The sequence below is a fragment of the Exiguobacterium sp. E17S genome (assembly GCF_057772545.1).
Genome location: NZ_JBYLRU010000001.1, coordinates 1,640,085 through 1,661,651, shown reverse-complemented (window position 1 = coordinate 1,661,651; position 21,567 = coordinate 1,640,085). Strand labels below are relative to the sequence as shown.

Sequence of the window (21,567 nt, the reverse complement as noted above, 5' to 3'; positions counted from 1 at the left end):
TATGCCAAGTTATTAAGGCGATGCTGGGGCCGTTTATTGCCTCACATCGCCTTTTTGTCGTGTTTAATTGTAAAAATATTGAATAATATGGGGGTATTTTCATAATGGGAGAGCTATGGAGTATCGTACTGCTTGCCTTCTTCTTCGGTATGACGTTCGGGATGATTCATCTGATCGAACGTGTCCAGTGGAGAGCAGGTGACCGCAAATGACATGGTTTTTACTAGCGACGGGCTGCCTCGTCTTCTTGTATCTCGGTTATTGTCTGATGTATCCAGAAAAATTCTAATCGCATAGGGAGAAAAGAAAAACATGTGGACTCAATTCATGATCCAATTTTGGATCCTACTCGTCATCGCACTTTGTGCGGCGGTCTTGCTTGGTCGCTACATCGGGATATACTTCGCACCTGTCGCAGAGCGTCGGGTCGATAAAATTGGTAAGGTCGAACGACGACTGTTGTTGTTACTCGGTGTCGATGAAAAGAAACACGATCAATCGTGGGTCGGCTATTCGAAGAGCCTCTTGCTCGTCAATTTGCTATTTTTCATCGGTGGATATTTGCTACTTCGCTTCCAAGGCAGTCTACCCTTGAATCCGAACGGTGCTGTGAATCTCGACTGGTCGACGGCACTGCATACGACGATCAGTTTCATGACGAATACCGATCAGCAGCACTATTCGGGTGAAGCCTTATCGTATCTCTCGCAAACGTTCGTCCTCGGGACGATGTTGTTCGTCGCACCAACGATGGCGTTCACGGTCTGTATCGCCGTCATTCGTGGTCTTGCGAACAAACCACTCGGTAACTTTTATGCCGACTTCGTTCGTTTCATCTTCCGGATCCTGATTCCGATTTCACTCTTGTTCGGGATGTTGATGATTTTACTCGGCGTACCGCAGACATTTGGTGGTGCGGTCAGCGTCACGACGCTCGAAGGAGCGAAACAGTTGATTTACCGTGGACCGATCGCTGCATTTGAAGTCATCAAACAGCTTGGTAACAACGGTGGTGGTTTCTTTGGTGCCAACGGAGCGCACCCATTCGAGAACCCGAACCAGTTCGTCAACTTCATCCAGATGTTCTTGATGTTGCTGATTCCGATGTCACTTCCAATTGCATACGGTAAAATCATCGGTTCCGCGAAACAAGGACGACTGTTCCTTGGTGTCATGACGCTTCTCTTCATCATGATGACGGTCGGGATGGCAGGGAGCTTGCTTGCGAATCCAACGGCACACGGTCAGGAACTACGGTTCGGTCAAATCGGAACGGCGCTCTACAGTTCAATCACAACGGCAGCTGAAACCGGTGCGGTCAACGCGATGCACGACTCACTGCATCCGCTCGCTGGATTGATCCAGCTCGGCAATATGATGCTTAACGTTGTTTACGGTGGAGCAGGTGCAGGATTCCTGAACGTCTTGCTTTACGCCTTCGTCGCAGTCTTCCTGACAGGTCTCTTGATCGGTCGGACACCGACGTTCCTCGGGAAGAAAATCGAGACGTTCGAAGTGAAGATGATCGCGATCGCGCTACTCGTGCCGCCATTCCTGATTCTCGTCGGAACGGCAATCTCGATGTACGCTGCACCAGGCGTCGCCGGCATCTCGAACCCAGGTTATCACGGACTGTCGCAAGTCTTGTATGAGTTCACATCCGCGACGGCGAATAATGGATCCGGTTTTGAAGGACTCGGCGACGCAAACGTCTACTGGAACGTCTCGACGTCATTCGCGTTGTTCTTCGGACGCTACATCCCATTGATCTTGATGCTTGCAATCGTAGGTTCGCTTAAAGCGAAGCAATCGGTTCCGCAAGATGAATTTTCGTTTAAGACAGACACACCACTCTTCGGAACAGTCTTCCTCGGTACGGTCGTACTCGTCGGTGCATTGACATTCTTGCCAGTGCTCGTACTTGGACCGGTCGCGGATTGGCTGACGATGTGAACAGGAGATAAAAGCATATGATGGAACGAATCATGCATCCGACGCCCGAGGAACACCAACCGAACGGGGAGCCGGAACACCAAACGAAGTCAGCAATCAGTGGCTCGATCGCGCGTCAAGCGACGATCGATGCCTTTAAAAAATTAAATCCCGTCAATATGGTCAAACAACCGATCATGTTCGTCGTCTGGATCGGCTGCTTGCTCGCAATCGGCTATACGATCTTCATTGATGAGATGCGTGGCTTTAACTTAACGGTCAGTATCATCCTCTTCCTGACGGTCTTATTCGCGAACTTCGCGGAATCAATCGCGGAAGGACGCGGGAAAGCCCAGGCGGACTCATTGAAAGCGTCAAAAGCAGATGTCATGGCACGTAAACGTGTCGGACAACTGATTCAAAGCGTCTCGTCGGCGACACTCCGCAAAGGCGATATCGTCTTCGTCCGAGCAGGGGAGTATGTACCGGGTGACGGTGAAATCATCAAAGGACTTGCTTCGATTGATGAATCAGCGATCACCGGTGAATCCGCACCCGTCATCAAGGAAGCGGGCGGTGATTTCTCCTCGGTCATCGGCGGAACACTCGTCGTCAGTGACGAGATCGAAGTCCGAATCACGAGCAATCCAGGTGAGTCATTCCTCGATCAGATGATTGCCCTCGTCGAAGGCGCAAGTCGTCAAAAGACACCGAACGAACTCGCGTTATCAACGCTCTTGACGAGCTTGACATTGATTTTCTTACTTGTCGTCATGACATTACCGGTCTTTACGAACTACCTTGGATTTGATCTGTCAGGTCCAATCTTGATCGCCTTACTTGTCTGTTTGATCCCGACGACGATCGGTGGCTTACTGTCAGCAATCGGAATCGCCGGAATGGACCGTGTTACCCGCTTCAACGTCATCGCGATGAGCGGGAAAGCGGTCGAAGCAGCAGGCGATATCCAGACGATCATCCTGGACAAAACAGGAACGATCACGTTCGGTAACCGGATGGCGTCGGAGATCACACCAGTCGGCGGACGTACTGCTGAGCAGGCGTTCGAGGGGGCGATCCTCGCCTCACTTGCTGATGAGACACCAGAAGGACGTTCTGTTCTTGAACTCGCTGAACTTCGCGCGATGCCGGTGGAACAACACTGGTTAGATGGCGCAGAGATCGTACCGTTCCGCGCAGAGACACGAATGTCCGGACTCGACTTAAGAGATGGTCGCCGCGTACGTAAAGGGGCAGGGCAAGCGATTCAAGAATGGGTCAAGGAGCAAGGCGGCGCCATTCCGAATGATTTACAAGAGAAAGTAGATGCGGTTTCTCGTCTTGGCGGCACACCACTCGTCGTTGCGATCGACGCAACAATCCTTGGTGTCATCTATTTGAAAGATACGGTGAAACCGGGCATGCGCGAACGATTTGATCGTTTGCGTGAGATGGGGATCAAGACGGTCATGTGTACGGGTGACAACCCGTTGACGGCAGCAACGATTGCCCGCGAAGCAGGCGTCGATGATTTCGTTGCCGAATGTAAGCCGGAAGACAAGATTCGTGTCATTCAGCAGGAACAAGCAGCCGGTCACCTCGTCGCCATGACAGGAGACGGAACGAATGATGCACCAGCACTCGCTCAAGCCGATGTCGGCCTCGCGATGAACAGTGGGACGCAAGCTGCAAAAGAAGCTGCGAACATGATTGACCTTGATTCGAACCCGACGAAGATCATCGAAGTCGTCGAAATCGGGAAGCAGCTCTTGATGACACGAGGGGCGTTGACGACGTTCTCGATCGCAAACGATGTCGCGAAATATTTTGCGATCATCCCGGCAATGTTCATGGTCGCGATTCCACAGATGGAAGTGCTCAATATCATGCGTCTTGATTCACCAACGACAGCGATCTTGTCTGCCTTGATCTTCAATGCGATCATCATTCCGATGTTGATTCCGCTTGCGATGCGAGGGGTTACCTACAAACCGATGACGGCGGATCAATTACTCGGTCGTAACTTACTGATCTATGGTCTTGGCGGTGTCGTCGTTCCATTCATTGGGATTAAAATCATCGATGTCTTGCTTGCAAGCATCCTCTAAGGAGAAAACGAATCATGAAACAAGCCATTCGTGTGACGGTCTTCGTCACGGCGTTATGCGGGATCGTCTTTCCCGCTTTATTGACCCTGTTCGGTCAACTACTCGTACCGGATAAAGCTGAAGGTTCTTTAGTACAAGAAAACGGAAAATTCATCGGATCGGAATTGATTGCCCAGCCGTTCACGTCGAAACAGTATTTTCACGGACGTCCATCAGCGGTCGATCAATTAGCGGGAGCGTCTGCTGGGGATAACCTAGCAGCGTCGAACCCGGAGCTTGGCACGAAGATGGCGGAATTACAGAAACAGAACCAAGTGGACGGCGCTTCGCTTCCGGACGATGCCCTCGTGACATCCGGTTCTGGCTTCGATCCGCACATCTCAGTCGATTATGCTTTGGTTCAGGCGAAGCGTATCGCAACCGCGCGCGACCTGTCGCGTGAAGAAGTACGGAAGTTGATCACGAAGGAAGCAGGAACACATGATTACGTCAACGTCCTGCGTTTGAACTTAGCCCTTGATCGGAGTAAGTCATGACACGAGGAAAGCTGAAGCTGTATATCGGCTCAGCTCCTGGTGTCGGAAAGACGTATAAGATGCTTGCCGATGCACGAACATTGACGCTTGAAGGTAAGGATGTCGTCATCGGTCTGATTGAGACGCATGGTCGAAAAGAGACGGCGGAGATGGTCGGGCAACTCGAACAAGTCCCACTACTTGAAGTCGTCTATAAGGACAAGATATTCCCTGAGGTGAACGTGGACGCGATCATTGCCCGTCGCCCGGATATCGTACTGATCGATGAACTGGCGCATACGAATGCGCCAGGATCGGTACGAAAGAAACGCTATCAAGATGTCGCAGCACTTCTTGAAGCAGGAATTAATGTCTATTCGGCCGTCAACATTCAGCATTTCGAAAGCTTGCTCTTTAAGGTCAAAGAAGTGACGGGCGTTGAGGTTCGGGAACGCATCCCGGATCCGTTTCTCGGGGAAGCCGATGAGATTCTACTCGTCGACGTCACGCCACAGACGTTACGGGAACGACTCGAGCAAGGAAAGATTTATAAGAAGGAAAAGATTGAACAGAGCTTGAATTCGTTCTTTTCGCTTCAGAATCTTGCGAGCTTACGTGAGTTATCGCTACGTCAGGTCGCGGACGAAGTCGACGATCAAGTCTATCAATCACGCTTGTTGATTGAAAAGGATCCGGCGTCGCTACAAGAACGAATTCTCGTCTGTATCCAGCTCAACGACAACGCACGGAAGTTGATCTATCGCGGCTTTCGCATGGCGAGTCGTCTGAAAGCGGATCTTTATGTGCTGACGATTTTACCGACGGCAGAGAATCAATTGAATGCGAAACAAAAAGAAGTGCTTGCGATGGTACGCGAGAGTGGTTCCTTGTTCGGAGCAGAGGTGCTGATCCGAATTCAAGGCGAGCGCTCGATCGCCCAAGCGATCACGGCGGCTGCCAAGCATCATCGCATCACCCAAATCGTCCTCGGTCAATCTGCACGGACCCGTTGGCAGGAAGTCCGGCGTGGATCGATCATCAATGAAATCATGCGTCATGTCCGCGGGATCGATATTCAAATCGTTGCCGATGACATGGAACGCTAGGGGAGCCCTTCCGCGTAAATGCAGGGGTTCTCTTCGAAGTTTGTCGTTTCACAAGACGAACGAGTCGGTCATTCTCCCTTTCCTCATCCTGTAGGAGTGGAGGATGACCTTTTTCGTTCTACATCAATCAAAAAGGAAAAACCGTTCCAGTGAAGTCACTAGAACGGTCTTTCCTTTTTTGTTGGAATCATTTCATTGATTTAAAGACTCAGCTTCATCGTCTCCTTAACGAGCGAAGACCGGAATATCGAAGGTTGCTGTATAGCTATCCATCTGTTGATAGAGTGAATAGATCCGTGACGTCTGTTTGACCGCCCATCCCATGTCTGTTGCGTACTGATGGCTACCAGGGCGCATCGGACTCCAACGCATTTTGTAAAGCGTATTTTGTCCATAGGCATTGTGGATGTACTTCGTGCTGATGAATTCAGCACCACCGACAATCGCGGCTTCCGGAGTGAACCAACCTTGGCTATACGCATAAGCAGCACCAGTGTTGATTGCATCGTAATCATACGCACCAATGCCGTACATGTTGTAGACTTTGCGTCCATTCCATGTTACACCCATTGCGAGTGTCGATTTTCCGTTACCTGTCTCAAGCAAAGCGTGGGAGATCAAGTAAGCTTCGTTGACGCTGTACTTTTGACCAGCATCGATGAACGCTTGACCACAACTACCATTGCTACACTTGTTAAAGATTCCTTCACCTTTCGTCACGTTCGCTAACATCTTATCGAGTGTCGCAGGTGTCGCACCTGTTGTCTTCGATAGATCAAGGAACTGATAGAAGTCTGAAGAATTTCGGTCGACCTTGAGTGGATCAGCAGCGTTACGGACATCTGTTTCGAGTGCATTCAACCATTGGATCGTCGAATAATTCGTTGCGTTCGAATAGACACGTGGGTACGTCGTATAGAAGCCACTGACGGATTGATAGACGCGAATCATCCGACCAGGCTGGAATTGACCATAGACGTGACTGGCAGTCGAAGCGCCTGAACGAATGTTGAGCGGTGTCGTCGCTGTGACAGTCGCAATCGTTCCATTGACTGGATCGAGTGCACCACCGAGGCGGACGTAACCCGTGCTGACGTACATCAATTTGTTTTTGTAGATATCCGTTTGCGGTGGTGGATTTAGTTTCATCTGTGCGCTGATGAAGCTATCGAACGTATACGGTGTCGCGACGGAGTTATAGACGTTTAATTTAGAAGAAGTCGTCACGAACGCCCCCTTATATGCATATCCACTTTTGCCATCGTAGGAAATCTTATACCAATCACCGATTTGACCAGAGACGGTGACGACGAGATTTTGAGGAATCGTCTTAATGACATTGTATGAGCTACCGACGTAAGAGCGTAAAGCCACGTTTGATGTAGCCCGTACGTACAATTTTTGTTTTGCTTCGTATTTGATCGATGACGTATTTTGACCAGTCCGGATATAACCCGTTTTGCCATCAATCGTCACTTTATGCCACGAGGTGTTCGTGTACGATGTGATCAAAGAAGAAGTGTAATAGACATTTCCGAACGAGAGTGTCGTTACAGTTGCTGCTTGATCGTCCGGTGCTTGTTTGACGACAAGTGATTGATTCGCCAAGAAACGTGCACCTGTAATCTTTTTCGTTTCCGTGTACGGTGTCAGTGTTGATTTTAAGACGTAACCGTTTTTACCAGCGTAGCTGATTTTTAACCACTGATCGAGACTGCCTGTTACTTGAACGATGGCTGCTTTTGGCAGCTTCGTCACCATCGCATAAGCTGAACCGGCATCCGACTGGAGTGTCGTATCCGTCGTTGCTTGATAGCGGTGGTTATTGACGCTTTCATATGTGACAGGTGAGCCTTGATTGATTTGAATGTAACCGGTTTTTCCGTCAACCGTCAGGCGATGCCATTGCTCCGAACGACCAGTCGTGACGACTTGATTCGTCGTGTAGACGTCTCCAGAAGAGAGGCGAACGAGAGTGTCAGCTGTCGCTTGGTGCGACGTTTTTACTTCGACGGTACGTCCAAGGCGATAAGAAGAAGATGGAATCGATTGCGTCATGACTTTTTCCTTAGCGTAACGTGAAGCGATATAACCTGTTTTCCCGTTGTACGTCACACGATACCAATCATCGATCATTCCAGTGACCGTGATGCTCGTACCAGAAGGAATCGTTTTGACGGTCGCGTAAGTGTTTCCAGCATATGAACGGAGGGGAGTCGAAGTCGTCGTTTGCATGACGATCCGGTCCGATTGATAACGAACACTCTTGCCTTGACCGACAGGAATGTAGCCTGTCTTTCCATCCTTGCTCACACGATGCCATTGCTGACCGTTTGATGTGACGAGTTGTGTCGTGTAGTAGATGTCACCGCTCTGAAGTGTTGCAAGCGTGGATGCTTTTGCATCTGGTGAAGATTTGATCGAAACCGCTTTTTCAAGTTCAAAGCGTGCACCTGCAATTTTCTGCTTCGTTGCAAGCGTCGTAAAGGTGCTGGAAGCAGCATATCCCGTTTTACCGTTATAACTGACCCGGTACCAATTGCCGATCCGTCCAGAAATCTTGATGACCGTATTGCTCGGGATCGTTTGCACTGCAGCATACGATGGACCTGCATACGAGCGGATTGTTGTCGCGGCTGTCGTTTTCAATGAAAGGTTTGATTGTGATTCATAAGCGATTGGTGTTGCCTGATTCGCTAATACGAAGCCAGTTTTACCTTCCTTCGATACTTGATACCATGTTTCACCGAGTGGATTCGTCACACGTGTCTTCGTGTAGTAGACGTTTCCAGCACTTAGTGTCGCAAGTGTTTTTCCGTTTGTTGCAGGTGTCGTCTTGATGGCAAGTGATGCTTTCAACAGGAAGCGTGAAGACGGAAGCTTCGTCTTTTCTGTGTACTCTGCCAATGTAGCGGATAAGACGTAACCCGTTTTACCAGCGTATGTGACTTGATGATACGTTGCCGTCTTAGCGCTTGATGTGACAATCGTGCCTTTCGGAAGACTGGCTAAGCTATTCTTCGCTTCCGCTTGACTGTAAAGGGGTGTCACACTTTTCGTCTGATACCGTGTTTGTGGGATCAGGGTCACACTTTGCTTTTCAGAAGAGGCGAACGCATCTTGGTGCATGTAGCCTTTTTTCCCATCGTACTCGACGCTGACCCAGTCCTCGATCCGACCAACGATTTTGACGTCTTTTCCAGATGGAATGGTCTGAACTTTTGGATAACCTGTTCCAGCGTATTGGCGCAAGATATAAGCGTCGACCGTTCTTGACGTCGTGTTCGTCACCTTTTTATAGGCAACTGCTTTTGCGCCGGCAGCTACATAGCCCGTCTTCCCGTCATATTTGACGCGGTACCATGTTTCGCCATATGGATTCGTCACACGTTGTGACGTGTAGTACACATCCTCTTCGTTCAACGTACCGATCGTCGTTGCAGTATCCACTGCGGTCTTTTTGATCGGTGTTTTTTTGAGGACAAGGTAGCGCTGTCCAGAAACGGTTTGTTTCTTTTCGTACAGCGTGAGGTATTTCGACGCGACATATCCCGTTTTTCCAGCGTATGTCACTCTTCTGAATGCTCCAGAAGCATACGTGGATGAAACGACAGTTCCGGTCTTGATCGTCAACAAGCGTTTCCGAGAAGATGCCGTCTTGTCGTACAGATAACTATCGGTAGACAGACGGTAGGTCGTTGCTTTCGTCGTCGCTGCTTCAGCTACTGGTAAAGACGTTAAAACGATGCTGAAAACGATGAGAAAGCTCGCGAACACCTTCAAGGTCTTCGAGAATGATGTCGTGTTCAAAGTATCTTTCCTCCTAGTAGATATTCGTCCGGATGGACGGAATCGGCTTCTAGGATGTCTAAGTCTAAGTTGTGAAATCTATTGCCTATCCTTACTATCGACAATATCGGATTTTTATGAACAAAATATTGAATTTTTTTGAAAAAAGGGGTCTGGTTTTTTGAAAAACCCTCCTGTTTTTTTAAACAAGAGGGAATATGGTCAGATATTGAGACGAGCGAGGAGTTCCGTCAGATTCGTCGTTGGTCGTTCACACGAAAAATCATGACAGAGATAAGCAGTAGGTACGTTTGGTTCAGGATAATCTGCGAGCAGTGGTACAAGCGGTAGAAGGTCACGCTTCGTCCCAATCAATAAAGCGACTTCCGGTAAGCGCATCTGTTGCAGTTGATCGATTTCGATTGGAATCTCCGACTCTTCAGGAATCAAGATGATCAATTCCTTCGGTTCCATCTGCCGATAGGTGAACGTACTGACAAGTGAGGCAAAGCCCGTTGGTTGTTGCTCGACTTCCTCTACTAATGCCGCGAGAGCTCTTTCGGCACTTTCCTGATAGACGAGACGCCCGGTGAGGCGACTGAGCGTGAAGAACGCATGCAAGGCAACGCTGTTTCCAGCCGGTGTGACCCCATCATACAGATCAAGTGGACGAACGAGTAGTTCGTCGGAGCGTGAAGATGTCAGATAAAAATAGCCATCTACTGTCTGGAACTGACCTTGTAGCACATCTGCAAGTACTAAGGCTTCCTTTAGATGAAGCGCTCGTCGTGTCGATTGAAACAGTTCAAGATGTGCGTCAATCAAATAAGCATAGTCGTCGAGGAATCCATGTCCGGTCGCTTGTCCATCGCGATAATGAACGGCAAGTTGATTCTCCGTGCGGACGAATCGTTCAAGTGATATCATCGCACGTGTTGCGACACGTGTATAATGCGGTTCATCAAAGACACGACCGGCTTTAGCGAACGTCGAGATCATCATCGCATTCCAGGATGTCAATCGCTTATCATCGCGAAACGGACGCGGACGTTCATTTCGCGCACGAAGGAGAAGCTGGCGCTCTCGTTCGAGTTGCGCCGCTGTCTCAGCAGGCGACAAGTGAACAGAACGTGCGAATGCCTCAAGTGTTCGTCCTGTCCGGTAAAAGACGTTCCGTCCTTCGAAATTTCCTGACGGTGAAGCATGATAGAAGCGCGGGTACAGTGCATCTGGTCCGAGTAAGTCCGTCAGTTCAGCTGCCGTGAAGGTATAATAATATCCTTCTCCTCTTTCACTATCCGCATCCAGTGCGGCGTAGAAAGTGCCGTCCGGTGCGGTCATCTCGTGTTCTGTGAACGATAGGACTTCTTCCGCATAGCGTCGGAAGCGGATTTGTCCGGTCACTTGGTACGTCTCGATGCATAAGGTTGCGAACCAAGCATTGTCGTACAGCATCTTCTCGAAATGAGGAATCTGCCACTTGGCATCGACCGTGTAACGGAACAGACCGTAGCCGACTTGATCGGTCATCCCACCGTCACGCATCGCGATTAATGAACGCATGACCATCTGGAGCGCTGTTTCGTCTTCCGCATATTGATAATAATCAAGCAAGAAACGAAGCAGGGCTGGCGACGGAAACTTCGGTGCCCCGCCGAATCCACCGTGTTGACGGTCAAATTGGCGCATCGCTTGATCAAACGTCTCGTGAATGATGGATTCATTCCAAGTACTAGTAGACGCTGTAGGCTGCAATACGTCGCGAAGCGTTTGCGACATGTTCTGACCGACTTGTGCGATTTGTTCTGGTGAACGGCGGAATTGCTCGCTTAGCTGAAGCGTCACCTGACGAAAACTCGGGCGGTTGAACTGAGGCGTCTTCGGGAAATACGTACCGATATAAAACGGTTGCTGGTCCGCTGTCATGAAGACGCTCAGTGGCCAGCCGCCTTGTCCGTTCATGACTTGAGCCGCCGTCATGTACAAGTGGTCGATGTCAGGACGTTCCTCCCGGTCGACCTTGATTGCGATGTAGCGTTCGTTCAAGAGGCGTGCCGTTTCTTCATCCTCGAAGCTTTCGTGAGACAGCACATGGCACCAATGGCACGTCGAATAACCAATCGATAAAAAGATCGGCTTGTCGCTTTCGCGAGCGGCAGTGAAGGCGTCTTCGCCCCACGGGTACCAATCGACAGGCTGATGAGCGTGTTGCAATAGGTAGGGACTCGTTTCATGGATAAGTCGATTCGACATGATGGATTTCCCTCGTTTCTTCTATAGTAATAAGTCCTCTTCACGATACTCGGCTTTTACGGCAGGTGCAACTCCAATTCTGAGACAGGAGAAAACGATTTTTCAAAAGAAAGATTGACTTTATAAAAGAAAGTGTGATAGATTAATATAAGTCATGAATCGGGGATGATCACTCATGTGAGAATCTTCAATCCATATCATACAATTAAATCGACAGGTCAGGATTTTTAGACCGCTACTGACAAATGAGTCAGACATAAGTCATCGCTTTTATTTTGTCCTTCTTCATACTACGAGGAGAAGTTGACCCAGCAAGATAAACCTTCCAATCGATACTTTTCCGCTCATTCCCGAGCTATTTCTAAAAATCCCAGTATCATGCGTCCGTTGCAGACGCATCATGATTCTTGCTAAAATGCTTGATTCAGCTGGCGCGGCCAAGGAGCCGTAACAACGAAAGAGAGGTAGGGCTTTCGTCGTTTCAGGTGTTTTGATCACCTGTAATCCTCGATTCTCATGACAACCAAAAACAACGACACGCTGATGAGGCGTTTTTTTTGTGCCTTTTTTCGGGTAATGCTGAAAGAAGGGGGTGACGATATGCCATGGAATGAGAACGACTATCCAGAGTCATTCAAGAACTTTGATCCACCACTACGAAAAAAAGCGATTGAGATTGCAAATGCTCTGTTAGAAGAAGGGTATGAGGAAGGACGCGCCATTCCAATCGCGACGTCGCAAGCTGAAAAATGGTACGAAAGTCATAAAGACGAACAATAAAAAGTTGTAAGCGATACCATTACTTTCGTTTACGAAGGATGGTATCTTTTTTTACGAAAAATATACACTATTGAGAATATAATCTGATATTATAAAGAAGTGTCAGAAAATTCAATAGGGGGTCTCATCATGAAATACGGCAGTACGTTTGGAAAGTGGGCATTGGCCGGAGTATTAACAGCAGGAATCCTTCCACAAGCGGGTCTTGTCGGGGCAGAAGGCGAAGGCGTCATCTTGTCTGAATACATAGAAGGAACAAGCAACAACAAGGCAATCGAGCTATACAATGGGTCGGGGCAAATCATTGATTTAGCAGACTATACACTCGTTCAGTATACGAATGGTGGACCGTCAGAAGCGAAAATTACACTATCGGGGAAAGTGGATCCAGGAAAGACGTTCGTCATCGCGAACTCGAGTGCGAATGCAGATATCAAAGCAAAAGCACAATTGACGACGGGATCATTAAACTTCAACGGGAATGATCCGATCGCATTGAAAAAGGGTGATGTCGTTCTTGATATCATCGGACCACTCGGTTCATCGACGGATTTCGCAAAAGATACGACACTTGTCCGGAAATCTAGCGTCGCGTCTGGCGCTAAAACGTACGAACCATCACAGTGGACGAGCTTCCCGGTTGATACACTGACGAATCTCGGCAGTCATCAGACAGAAGCGGGCGACGTTCTCGCAGCACCTACAGCTTCTCCGGTGGGTGAAGTCGAACGTGGAGATCAAGTGACGTTGTCAGGCGAAGGAACGATCCATTATACGGTTGATGGATCAACACCGACTGTCGACAGCCCGGTGTATACGTCACCCATCACGATCAACGATGAAGTGACGATTCAAGCAGTTGCTGTCAAGGACGGTAAAACGTCAGCTGTTTCAACGTTCAAGTATTACATCGCACCACCGATCACGAAAATCAGCAGCATCCAAGGTATTGCGCATACATCACCATATGCCGACCAGCTCGTCCGGACGACAGGTGTCGTCACGTATGTCGTTGATGCGAATAACTTCTACATGCAGGATCCGAATCCGGACAACGACAGCCGGACATCAGAAGGGATTCTCGTCTATGCAAAAAACCACGGTGCTGCTGTTGGACAAAAAGTCGCGACGACAGGATATGTCAAAGAGTGGTTGCTTGGCGGCTACAGCGATAAGTTCGATACTGACTTAGCAGTCACGGAAATCAGTACGGTCAATCTTGTGAAGGGTGCACTCAACGAAGGGTTACCAGCGAGTATCGTTCTCGGTGATGAAGGTGTCTTGATTCCGACACAAGTCGTTGATAACGACTCTTTTTCTCAGTTTGACCCAGAAGAAGACGCGATTGATTTGTATGAAAGCTTAGAAGGCATGCGTGTCGCTTTACCGAATGCAATCGTCACAGGTCCGCAAGCAAACCGGACGATTCCAGTTCGGACGCAGACGGCGAATAAGGTCTATACGAAACGCGGAACTCCAATCCTGACGAAGGACAACGTCAACCCGGAACGTCTCTTCGTTGAGATGGGTAGCTCGTCGTTCCGTGCAAAAGCTGGTGATACGTTCGACGGAACGATCGAAGGGGTCATGAGCTACAACTATTCGGCGTATAAAGTCCTTTCAAAAGCAGCGGACCTTCCGAAACTTGTTGCGCGTGAAGCGGATCGTCAGCCGACGAACATCGAAACAGGTGAATCACGCCTGACTGTCGCTTCGTACAACGTCGAGAACTTCGCCTCAACAGCAGACGCTGGAAAAGTCGATCGCGTCTCAGAAGGTATTGCGACATTCCTCAAGACACCGGACATCGTTGGTTTGACAGAGATGCAGGATAACGATGGTGCGACGGATAGCGGTACAGTTGATGCTTCGAAATCGTTTGAGACATTAATTGCAGCGATCGAAGCGAAAACAGGTGTCCGGTATGCGTACACGGACATCGCACCAGAAGATAAGAAAGACGGTGGACAGCCAGGCGGAAACATTCGTGTCGGATTCCTCTACAATCCAGCACGTGTATCGCTCGCACCAGGTGAAAAAGGTGGCGCGACAGAAGCCGTTGCGGTGGAAGAAGGTAAGTTAACGAAAAACCCAGGTCGTATTCAGCCGACGGATCCGAACTTCGCGAGTTCACGGAAACCGCTCGTCGCAGAATTCCTTTTCAACGGTGATTCGTACCATGTCATCGTCAACCACTTCAACTCAAAAGGTGGCGACGGCGCTGACTTTGGTAAAAACCAACCGGTCGTGCGTAAAAGTGAAGTCCAGCGTCATGCGATTGCGAACATCGTTCAGGACTTCGTCTCTGAATTGAAGACGGAAGTCAAAGACTCGAATGTCGTCGTTCTCGGTGACTTGAACGACTTCCAGTTCTCGAAAACACTTGATATCTTAAAAGGTGATAATTTGTGGAATACAGTCGACGATCTGCCGGAATCAGAGCGGTACTCGTATGTGTATAACGGAAACGCTCAAGTGCTCGACCATATCTTGATCTCGAATAACTTGAAATCGTATACGTCGTCGGATATCGTCAACATCAACTCAGAGTATATGGAAGCAGACGGTAGCGCGAGTGACCATGATCCAGCGATCATCTCGATTCAAGGTGCAGAGACGGCCGTACCGGTCAAAGGAAAAGCAGAAGTTGGAAACTGGCGTGCTGTTCAAAAAGGAAAACATATCTTCATTGAACGTCAAGTAAGTTCGAAATGGGAGAAGGTCGGAGAAACACATGCCGATCAGCAAGGGGACCTTCTCGCCCTTCGTGTATCACAAGACAATCCAACCATCCAAGTGAAAACGAAAAAAGGCAAAACGATTTGGCTCGAACTGTCGAACAAATATAAACTAACTGAAACAACAAAATATCAATAAAATTAAAAAGCGGACTTAGCGGTCCGCTTTTTTGCGTGCTGGAATTAAAAGCGAAAGAAGTGAGAGGGTGCTGATAGAGAGCGTCGAAATTAAAGCAATCGGTAGAGGAATGACGCGGAACATATACGTGAAGTGGATCAAGATTAAAAAAAGGATGATAGCAAGACCAGGAATGAATTTCTTGGATAGTAGCATACCTGATCCGGGTACGAGCAACTCGAAACCGAGCCGTTGATTCAGGCGGACATCTTCGTGTGCATTCGCTAAACTAAACGATACGGTCAACGCGACAAGAATCATCCAGCCGGAAAATAAGTATTGTTGAATCGGTAAAAAAGCAATGGATTCATAAATAAAATACAGTAAAACCATAGGTCAACTCCTTCATATCATCTTGTTATTTGGAAAAGCATTGAAAGTTTGGCTTACGAATTCTAATGATACCGAGTCGATAATCGGAGAGCAATCAAAATTCGTTGAGAATGAAATAAAAGAATGTTCGCACATTTCAACAATAGGGGAAGATAGTTTAGAATGTATATTAAATTCTTTCAAGAATCGTTTAAACAAAAGCTTTTTTGAAATGGGAGCGTTCTCACGAAATATGTCGGATTTGTGGACGAAAGATGTGATTTAGACAAATGAGAGCCGATGACTGTTCGAAGGAATGATTTTCTTTTAAAATAAAGGTAATGAAATAGAAGGAGGCGAAACGAGGGCATGAAAAAATGGCTAATCATCGGAGTAGCAGCAGTAGCCTTTTTCGGCTACGAAAACATTCCAATGGAACAAGCAGAAGCCGATTACCCGAAAAGCGGCGGCAAGCTGATTGATCGATATAGCAGTGAGTACCCGGGATACGACTGGGAAGTCAGACGGACAGCAACGGAGGAATTCGTCGCCTTGACGAAGGATGGGAAAGACTATGGGAAGTATCGTTTCAAGAACGGGGTGACGACGCAAGGCGCCGTTCTTAATAAAGATACGGAATCGTCGCTGAAGAAAAAAGGTTGGACCGCAGTGAAGTCCTACCGTAAAGGCAACACGAACTACATGTTGAATCTGGATCATGCCGCCGTCTACGAGAAGAAAGGCAATTACGTGACATATTTCTTCGACCAGCATGACGGCAATAAGGTCAAAGCGACGCTTGCGATTCCAAAAGACGTCGAAGCGAAGAAAAAAGGCTTCTATGGTACGGCGTCGAATGCGTTACGAACGACAGATGAGAAACTGATGCTTCGGTTGATGAACTGGGAACGGGCCGACTATAAGTTGAATCCGTTAGCACCGTACACAGCACTGAAGCCGGTCACACGTGGTCACAGCGAAAACATGGCGAAGAATAATTTCTTCTCGCATACGGATCCACAAGGGCGTGACCCGTTCGATCGAATGGAACAAGGCGGTATCAAGTTCATGGGAGCCGGTGAGAATCTCTCGATGGGGTATCCGAACGTCTTTGCGGCGCATTGGGGCTTGATGAACTCGAAAGGACACCGTGATAATATTCTTCAAAAAAGCTTCAAACAGGCAGATGTCGGTGTAGCATTCCGAGATGATTCACCGTACTTCACGATTAATTTTCGAACACCTTAATAGAAGAATAGAGGACGATATCACTCGATGTCGTCCTCTTTTTCATGAGTCGGTTTGTTCTATACTAAACTAAAGGTATAGGAGGTGATGTACTTGGAAATCCGTCAATTGACGGCAGAAGATGCAGTACTGTATAAGGCGTTACGATTAGAGGCGTTGCAGAATCATCCGGAAGCATTCGGTTCTGATTATGATGCAGAAAAAGATCGACCGGTCGACCAGTACGCTATGCGTTTTCAAAGTGAACAAGCAGCGACGTTCGGTGCGTTTCATGAAGGAGAGCTCGTCGGTGTCGTCACGATTGTCTGCTCCGATCCGGTCAAGATGCGACATCGAGCGAATTTATTCGCGATGTACGTCACACCACGCGCCCGAAAACAACAGGTCGGACGGCAACTCGTAGAAGAGGCATTACGTACATTAAAGCAGCATCCTGTGATCGAGCAAGTCCATCTCTCGGTCGTTCAGACGAATGAAGCTGCTAAAGCGTTATATCGCTCACTTGGTTTTGAATCATACGCGATTGAACCGCGGGCGCTGAAAATCGATGATACCTATCATGATGAAGAACTGATGTGGTATCGGTTCTAACACAAAACGACCGGAATTCAAAGAGAGGTGATCTCGTTGAATTCCGGTCGTTTTTTACATCAGTTTGCCCATTCAGGTTTACTGAAGCCTTTGAATGATTTTTCGATGACTGTATTGAAAGCGTCCGATTCGACGGCTGCTTTTAAGTCTTTTGCGACTTGCTTGTCCGCATCTTTCGTTTGGACAGCGACGAGGTTACGGTATTGTTCGTCCATCGTCTCAAGCGCTAACGCATCAAGTAAGTCGAATTTCGCAGCAAGCGCGAAGTTCCCTGGAACGGCGGAGATATCGACACTTTCGACAGCACGTGGCAGTTGAGCCGCTTCGAGTGGTTTGATGACGAGTTTCTTCGGATTCTTGACGATATCTTTCTCGGAAACGGTCAGTGGATCAGCGTCCGGCTTGAGTTCAATCCAGCCTTGTTCTGCCAAGAGGTTCAGTGCTCGTGCTTGGTTCGTCGGATCATTCGGCGTCGCGACTTCAGCACCGGTCTTGACGTCGTCGAGTGTCTTCGCTGTCTTGCTGTATAGTCCCATCGGTGCTGTTGGAACCGTGATGAGTCCTTTTAAATCGAGGTTCTTTTCTTTAGAAAACGTCTTGAGATAGATCGAGTGTTGGAACAAGTTGGCGTCGATGTTCCCGCTACCGAGGGCGATGTTCGGTTGGATGTAATCGCTGAACTCGACGATTTCGACTTTATAGCCTTTCTTTTCGAGTTGTGGTTGGATTGCTTGTTTGACCATGTCGCTATACGGACCACTCGTCGCACCAATCTTGATCGTCTTGTCTTTTTCATCAGCACTGCTGTCTCCACATCCTGCGAGGACTCCTGCACCAAGTAAGGCTGTTGCTAAAAAGGCATATCGTTTTTTCATGATTCCACTCTCCCTTTGTATGTATGATTAGCGTTTATCTGTTTTTCGCGCCAGTTGATTGCCAAGTGCTTGAATACTTTGAACGATGACGATGAGCACGACGATCGTCACGATCATGATGAGATTATCGTAGCGATAGTAACCGAAACGGATCGCGAGGTCACCGACACCACCGCCACCGACGATCCCAGCCATCGCTGAGAAGCCGATCAAGCTGATTGTCGTTAATGTGATGCCCTGAATGATGCCAGGGAGTGCTTCCGGTAAGAGGACGCTGACGATGATCCGTAATGGTTTCGCCCCACAGGCTTCCGCTGCTTCGATTAGACCAGGCGGAATTTCGCGGAGTGACGTCTCAACGAGTCGCGCGAGAAACGGAATCGCTGCGACACTGAGACTGACGGATGCTGCCGTCGGACCAATCGTATTGTCGAGCAAGAACTTTGTTAACGGAATGAGGGCAACTAGCAAGATGATGAACGGTAGCGACCGGACGATATTGACGACGAAATCAAGAACACGTCGGACGGCAAGGTTTTGAAAAAACAATCCGCGGTCGGTGACGAACAAGAGAATACCGAGCGGAATCCCGACGACCAATGCGAAGGCAAGCGAAATGCCAACCATCCATGCTGTCTCGCCGAGTGCCTTCAAGAGCTCAGGTAACATCGTTTGAATACGATCAAGCCACATCCTGAATCACCTCGAGTGCGTGAAGTTCCGTCGCGAGCCAGTCAAGGGCAGGAGCGATTTGGTCGGATGATCCCGTCAAGCTGACAATCAGGACACCGAAGGCGACGTCTTGAATGTAGTCGACCTTGCCGTGCAAGATGCTGACTGAGATATCGTAACGGCGGATTGCTTCTGATAACGTACTCTCGCCGGTCTTCTCGCCTGTGAACTGCAAGCGGATGATTTTTCCCGGTGTCGCTTGTAAGATGCGTTCCGGTAGCTCGATTTGTAACGCCGTGTCGACGTAATGTTGCGTCACCGGATGTTTGGCTTGGCTGAACAAGTCATAGGTAGAGGCGACTTCAACGACTTCCCCTTGCGACATGACGGCGACACGATGACAAATCTGTTTGACGACATCGATTTCATGCGTGATGAGGACGATCGTCAATCCGAGTCGTTCATTCAAATCCTTCAGCAGTTCAAGGATCTGTAGTGTCGTAACGGGGTCAAGAGCTGATGTCGCTTCGTCACATAACAAGACGGTCGGATTGTTTGCGAGTGCCCGGGCAATCCCAACGCGCTGTTTCTGCCCACCGCTTAATTGACTCGGGAAGTTCGTCTCAAATCCTTCGAGTCCGACGAGCGAGACGAGTTCGCGAATTCGCTCCGGGAAATCTGCTCGTTTGACGCCAGCAGCCTTGAGTGCAAAAGCGATGTTATCCGCGACGTTGCGCGACTGGATCAATTGGAAATGCTGAAAAATCATTCCTGTCCGTAAGCGAAGTTGACGCAAATCTGCTTTTGACATTCCGCCAAGCGAGACACCGTCGACCTTGACGGTTCCCTGTGTCGGATGCTCGAGTCCGTTGATTAGGCGAAGTAACGTACTCTTACCGGCACCGGACTCACCGATGATCCCGAAGATTTCTCCTTTTTGGATCGTCAAATCGACATCCCGTAATGCAAAAATCGGGGTCCGATCTCGAACGAACCGTTTTGTAATGTGTTTGAATTCAATCATCCGCTCATCTCCTCATACAAAAAAAGTCGCTTTTTCCTAGTAGCGGAGCAACCAGAAAAAAGCGACGAAAGTGTAAGATTTCGTAACTTATCTCTCAGAATGAAAATCATTCTGTAGGATGTGGCACCGTTCCTTACAGGTGGTTGCCGGACGTCGTTGGGCCTAATCCCTCGGTCGCTCTCGATAAGTAGTTATGCTGTTGGGATTTACTTTAACGGAAATGATTCCCATCTGTCAAATGTTTTTTCAGAATTATTCCGCAACAGGTGTCCGGAACAGGTTGAGCGTTCCGATTCGATCGACGGCTTCTTCTAGACGTTCGACGTCAGCAATCAAGCTAATCCGGACGTAGCCTTCACCGTATTCGCCGAAGAATGATCCCGGGGTCACGGCGACGTGTGCTTCGTCAAGCAGGTGATCGGTGAAGCTTTGGGACGTGTAACCTTCTGGAACTGGAAGCCAGACGAAGAAGGAACCGCCCGGGCGTGGTCCACTCCAGCCGATCGCATCGAGTTTTGCGAACAACGCATCGCGTCGTGTTTCATACAAGCTACTTAACTCGCGGACGCACGTTTGGTCACTCGTGAGGGCAACGGTCGCCGCATGCTGAATCGGTGTGAAGGCACTGACGTAGAGATGTTCTTGGTATGTTTCGATGCTTGAGATGACGGACGGATTTCCGATCGCGAAGGCAATCCGGAAGCCAGACATGTTGAAGCGTTTTGAGAGTGAGAATAGCTCGATCCCGACGTCTTTTGCCCCTTCCGTCTGCAGGAAGCTTCGCGTCGGACCATCGAAACTGATGCCGCCGTATGCTAAGTCATGGACGACACAGATATCATGGGCATCGGCGAAAGCGACTGTCTGTTCGAAGGCTTCTGCCGTCGCGGTCGCACCCGTCGGATTACTCGGGTAGTTAAGGAACAACATCCGGGCACGCTCGACGTCCGTCGTATCAAGTAAGTCGTAATCCGGTAAGAAGTTATTTTTCTCAAGTAACGGAAGCGTAATCGGGAATGCGCCAGCAAGTGCTGCGCCAGACAGGTAATCCGGGTATCCTGGATCCGGAACGATGACACCTTCTCCAGGGTTGACGATCGTCTGCGGTAAGGCGACGATGCCGGCTTTACTACCGAGCAGAATTGCGACTTCCGTTGCCGGATTGATCGTGACACCGAATTCGGTCGCATAAAAGCGCGCGACGGCTTGCTTTAGAAAATCATGTCCACGAAACGGTGGATATTGAAGGTTCGTTGGCTCGTCGATGGCTTGTTTTAAGGCATCGAGAATATGTACAGGCGTCGTCTGGTCGGGTGTTCCTTGACCAAGTGTGATGACATCGTGTCCGGCAGCTTTCACAGCACCGATTCGGTTCGCGAGTTCAGCGAAGACAGGAGCAGGAAGCCGATCAATGGCGATGGATGGAGCGAAATGTTTCATGGATGA

The 21,567-nt window shown here is 48.9% G+C and carries 15 protein-coding genes and 1 riboswitch; of the genes, 8 read left to right on the top strand and 7 right to left on the bottom strand.

Annotated features, from left to right (window positions below):
* The first annotated feature begins 312 nt into the window (after positions 1 to 312).
* From kdpA to AC3B4V_RS08515, 4 genes are read left to right on the top strand one after another with little or no spacing between them, the layout of a single operon-like run.
* Positions 313 to 1,953 carry a potassium-transporting ATPase subunit KdpA gene (kdpA, locus tag AC3B4V_RS08530; protein ID WP_488378131.1) on the top strand — a complete coding sequence of 547 codons (1,641 nt, stop codon included), beginning with the start codon at positions 313 to 315 and terminating at the stop codon, positions 1,951 to 1,953.
* A 20-nt stretch (positions 1,954 to 1,973) separates the two neighbouring features.
* A complete protein-coding gene (gene kdpB / locus AC3B4V_RS08525) occupies positions 1,974 to 4,040 on the top strand; it encodes a potassium-transporting ATPase subunit KdpB (RefSeq protein WP_488378226.1) in 2,067 nt (688 codons plus the stop codon).
* 14 nt (positions 4,041 to 4,054) lie between these two features.
* On the top strand, positions 4,055 to 4,576 hold the full coding sequence (gene kdpC, locus AC3B4V_RS08520; protein WP_023469375.1) for a K(+)-transporting ATPase subunit C: 522 nt from the start codon (positions 4,055 to 4,057) through the stop codon (positions 4,574 to 4,576).
* The gene (locus AC3B4V_RS08515; RefSeq protein ID WP_058704512.1) at positions 4,573 to 5,661 is read left to right on the top strand and encodes a universal stress protein; all 1,089 of its coding nucleotides are present in this window, start codon (positions 4,573 to 4,575) and stop codon (positions 5,659 to 5,661) included. Before kdpC ends, AC3B4V_RS08515 begins: the two co-directional genes overlap by 4 nt.
* A 225-nt stretch (positions 5,662 to 5,886) precedes the next feature.
* Here AC3B4V_RS08515 and AC3B4V_RS08510 read toward each other — a convergent pair whose 3' ends face one another.
* Positions 5,887 to 9,471 (bottom strand): SH3 domain-containing protein, encoded by a 3,585-nt coding sequence (locus tag AC3B4V_RS08510; RefSeq protein ID WP_488378130.1) that lies wholly within the window; start codon positions 9,469 to 9,471, stop codon positions 5,887 to 5,889.
* A gap of 201 nt (positions 9,472 to 9,672) precedes the next feature.
* Positions 9,673 to 11,703 (bottom strand): thioredoxin domain-containing protein, encoded by a 2,031-nt coding sequence (locus AC3B4V_RS08505; protein ID WP_488378129.1) that lies wholly within the window; start codon positions 11,701 to 11,703, stop codon positions 9,673 to 9,675.
* A gap of 600 nt (positions 11,704 to 12,303) precedes the next feature.
* Here AC3B4V_RS08505 and AC3B4V_RS08500 point away from each other — a divergent pair.
* Complete coding sequence (locus AC3B4V_RS08500; protein ID WP_050678129.1) at positions 12,304 to 12,483, top strand: DUF2188 domain-containing protein; 180 nt, start codon at positions 12,304 to 12,306, stop codon at positions 12,481 to 12,483.
* Between the two features lie 129 nt (positions 12,484 to 12,612).
* The gene (locus tag AC3B4V_RS08495; protein WP_488378128.1) at positions 12,613 to 15,360 is read left to right on the top strand and encodes an FN3 associated domain-containing protein; all 2,748 of its coding nucleotides are present in this window, start codon (positions 12,613 to 12,615) and stop codon (positions 15,358 to 15,360) included.
* 15 nt (positions 15,361 to 15,375) lie between these two features.
* On the opposite strand, the gene AC3B4V_RS08490 is transcribed toward AC3B4V_RS08495, so the two are convergent.
* On the bottom strand, positions 15,376 to 15,732 hold the full coding sequence (locus tag AC3B4V_RS08490) for a hypothetical protein (RefSeq protein ID WP_050678127.1): 357 nt from the start codon (positions 15,730 to 15,732) through the stop codon (positions 15,376 to 15,378).
* 348 nt (positions 15,733 to 16,080) lie between these two features.
* On the opposite strand from AC3B4V_RS08490, the gene AC3B4V_RS08485 reads away from it, so the two are divergent.
* Positions 16,081 to 16,959, top strand: coding sequence for a CAP domain-containing protein (locus AC3B4V_RS08485; RefSeq protein WP_488378127.1), 879 nt, complete (start codon positions 16,081 to 16,083; stop codon positions 16,957 to 16,959).
* Between the two features lie 93 nt (positions 16,960 to 17,052).
* A complete protein-coding gene (locus tag AC3B4V_RS08480) occupies positions 17,053 to 17,550 on the top strand; it encodes a GNAT family N-acetyltransferase (protein ID WP_488378126.1) in 498 nt (165 codons plus the stop codon).
* A gap of 59 nt (positions 17,551 to 17,609) precedes the next feature.
* Here the strand turns inward: AC3B4V_RS08480 and AC3B4V_RS08475 are convergent, their stop codons facing one another.
* From AC3B4V_RS08475 to AC3B4V_RS08460, 4 genes are all read right to left on the bottom strand, one after another.
* On the bottom strand, positions 17,610 to 18,425 hold the full coding sequence (locus AC3B4V_RS08475; protein WP_064299347.1) for a MetQ/NlpA family ABC transporter substrate-binding protein: 816 nt from the start codon (positions 18,423 to 18,425) through the stop codon (positions 17,610 to 17,612).
* Between the two features lie 27 nt (positions 18,426 to 18,452).
* Positions 18,453 to 19,118, bottom strand: coding sequence for a methionine ABC transporter permease (locus AC3B4V_RS08470; RefSeq protein WP_023469366.1), 666 nt, complete (start codon positions 19,116 to 19,118; stop codon positions 18,453 to 18,455).
* Positions 19,108 to 20,121, bottom strand: coding sequence for a methionine ABC transporter ATP-binding protein (locus AC3B4V_RS08465; RefSeq protein ID WP_058712982.1), 1,014 nt, complete (start codon positions 20,119 to 20,121; stop codon positions 19,108 to 19,110). The genes AC3B4V_RS08470 and AC3B4V_RS08465 overlap by 11 nt, the downstream gene beginning before the upstream one ends.
* A gap of 84 nt (positions 20,122 to 20,205) precedes the next feature.
* A riboswitch (SAM riboswitch) is annotated at positions 20,206 to 20,311 on the bottom strand.
* A gap of 62 nt (positions 20,312 to 20,373) precedes the next feature.
* Complete coding sequence (locus AC3B4V_RS08460) at positions 20,374 to 21,561, bottom strand: aminotransferase class I/II-fold pyridoxal phosphate-dependent enzyme (protein WP_488378125.1); 1,188 nt, start codon at positions 21,559 to 21,561, stop codon at positions 20,374 to 20,376.
* Between the last annotated feature and the right edge of the window lie 6 nt (positions 21,562 to 21,567).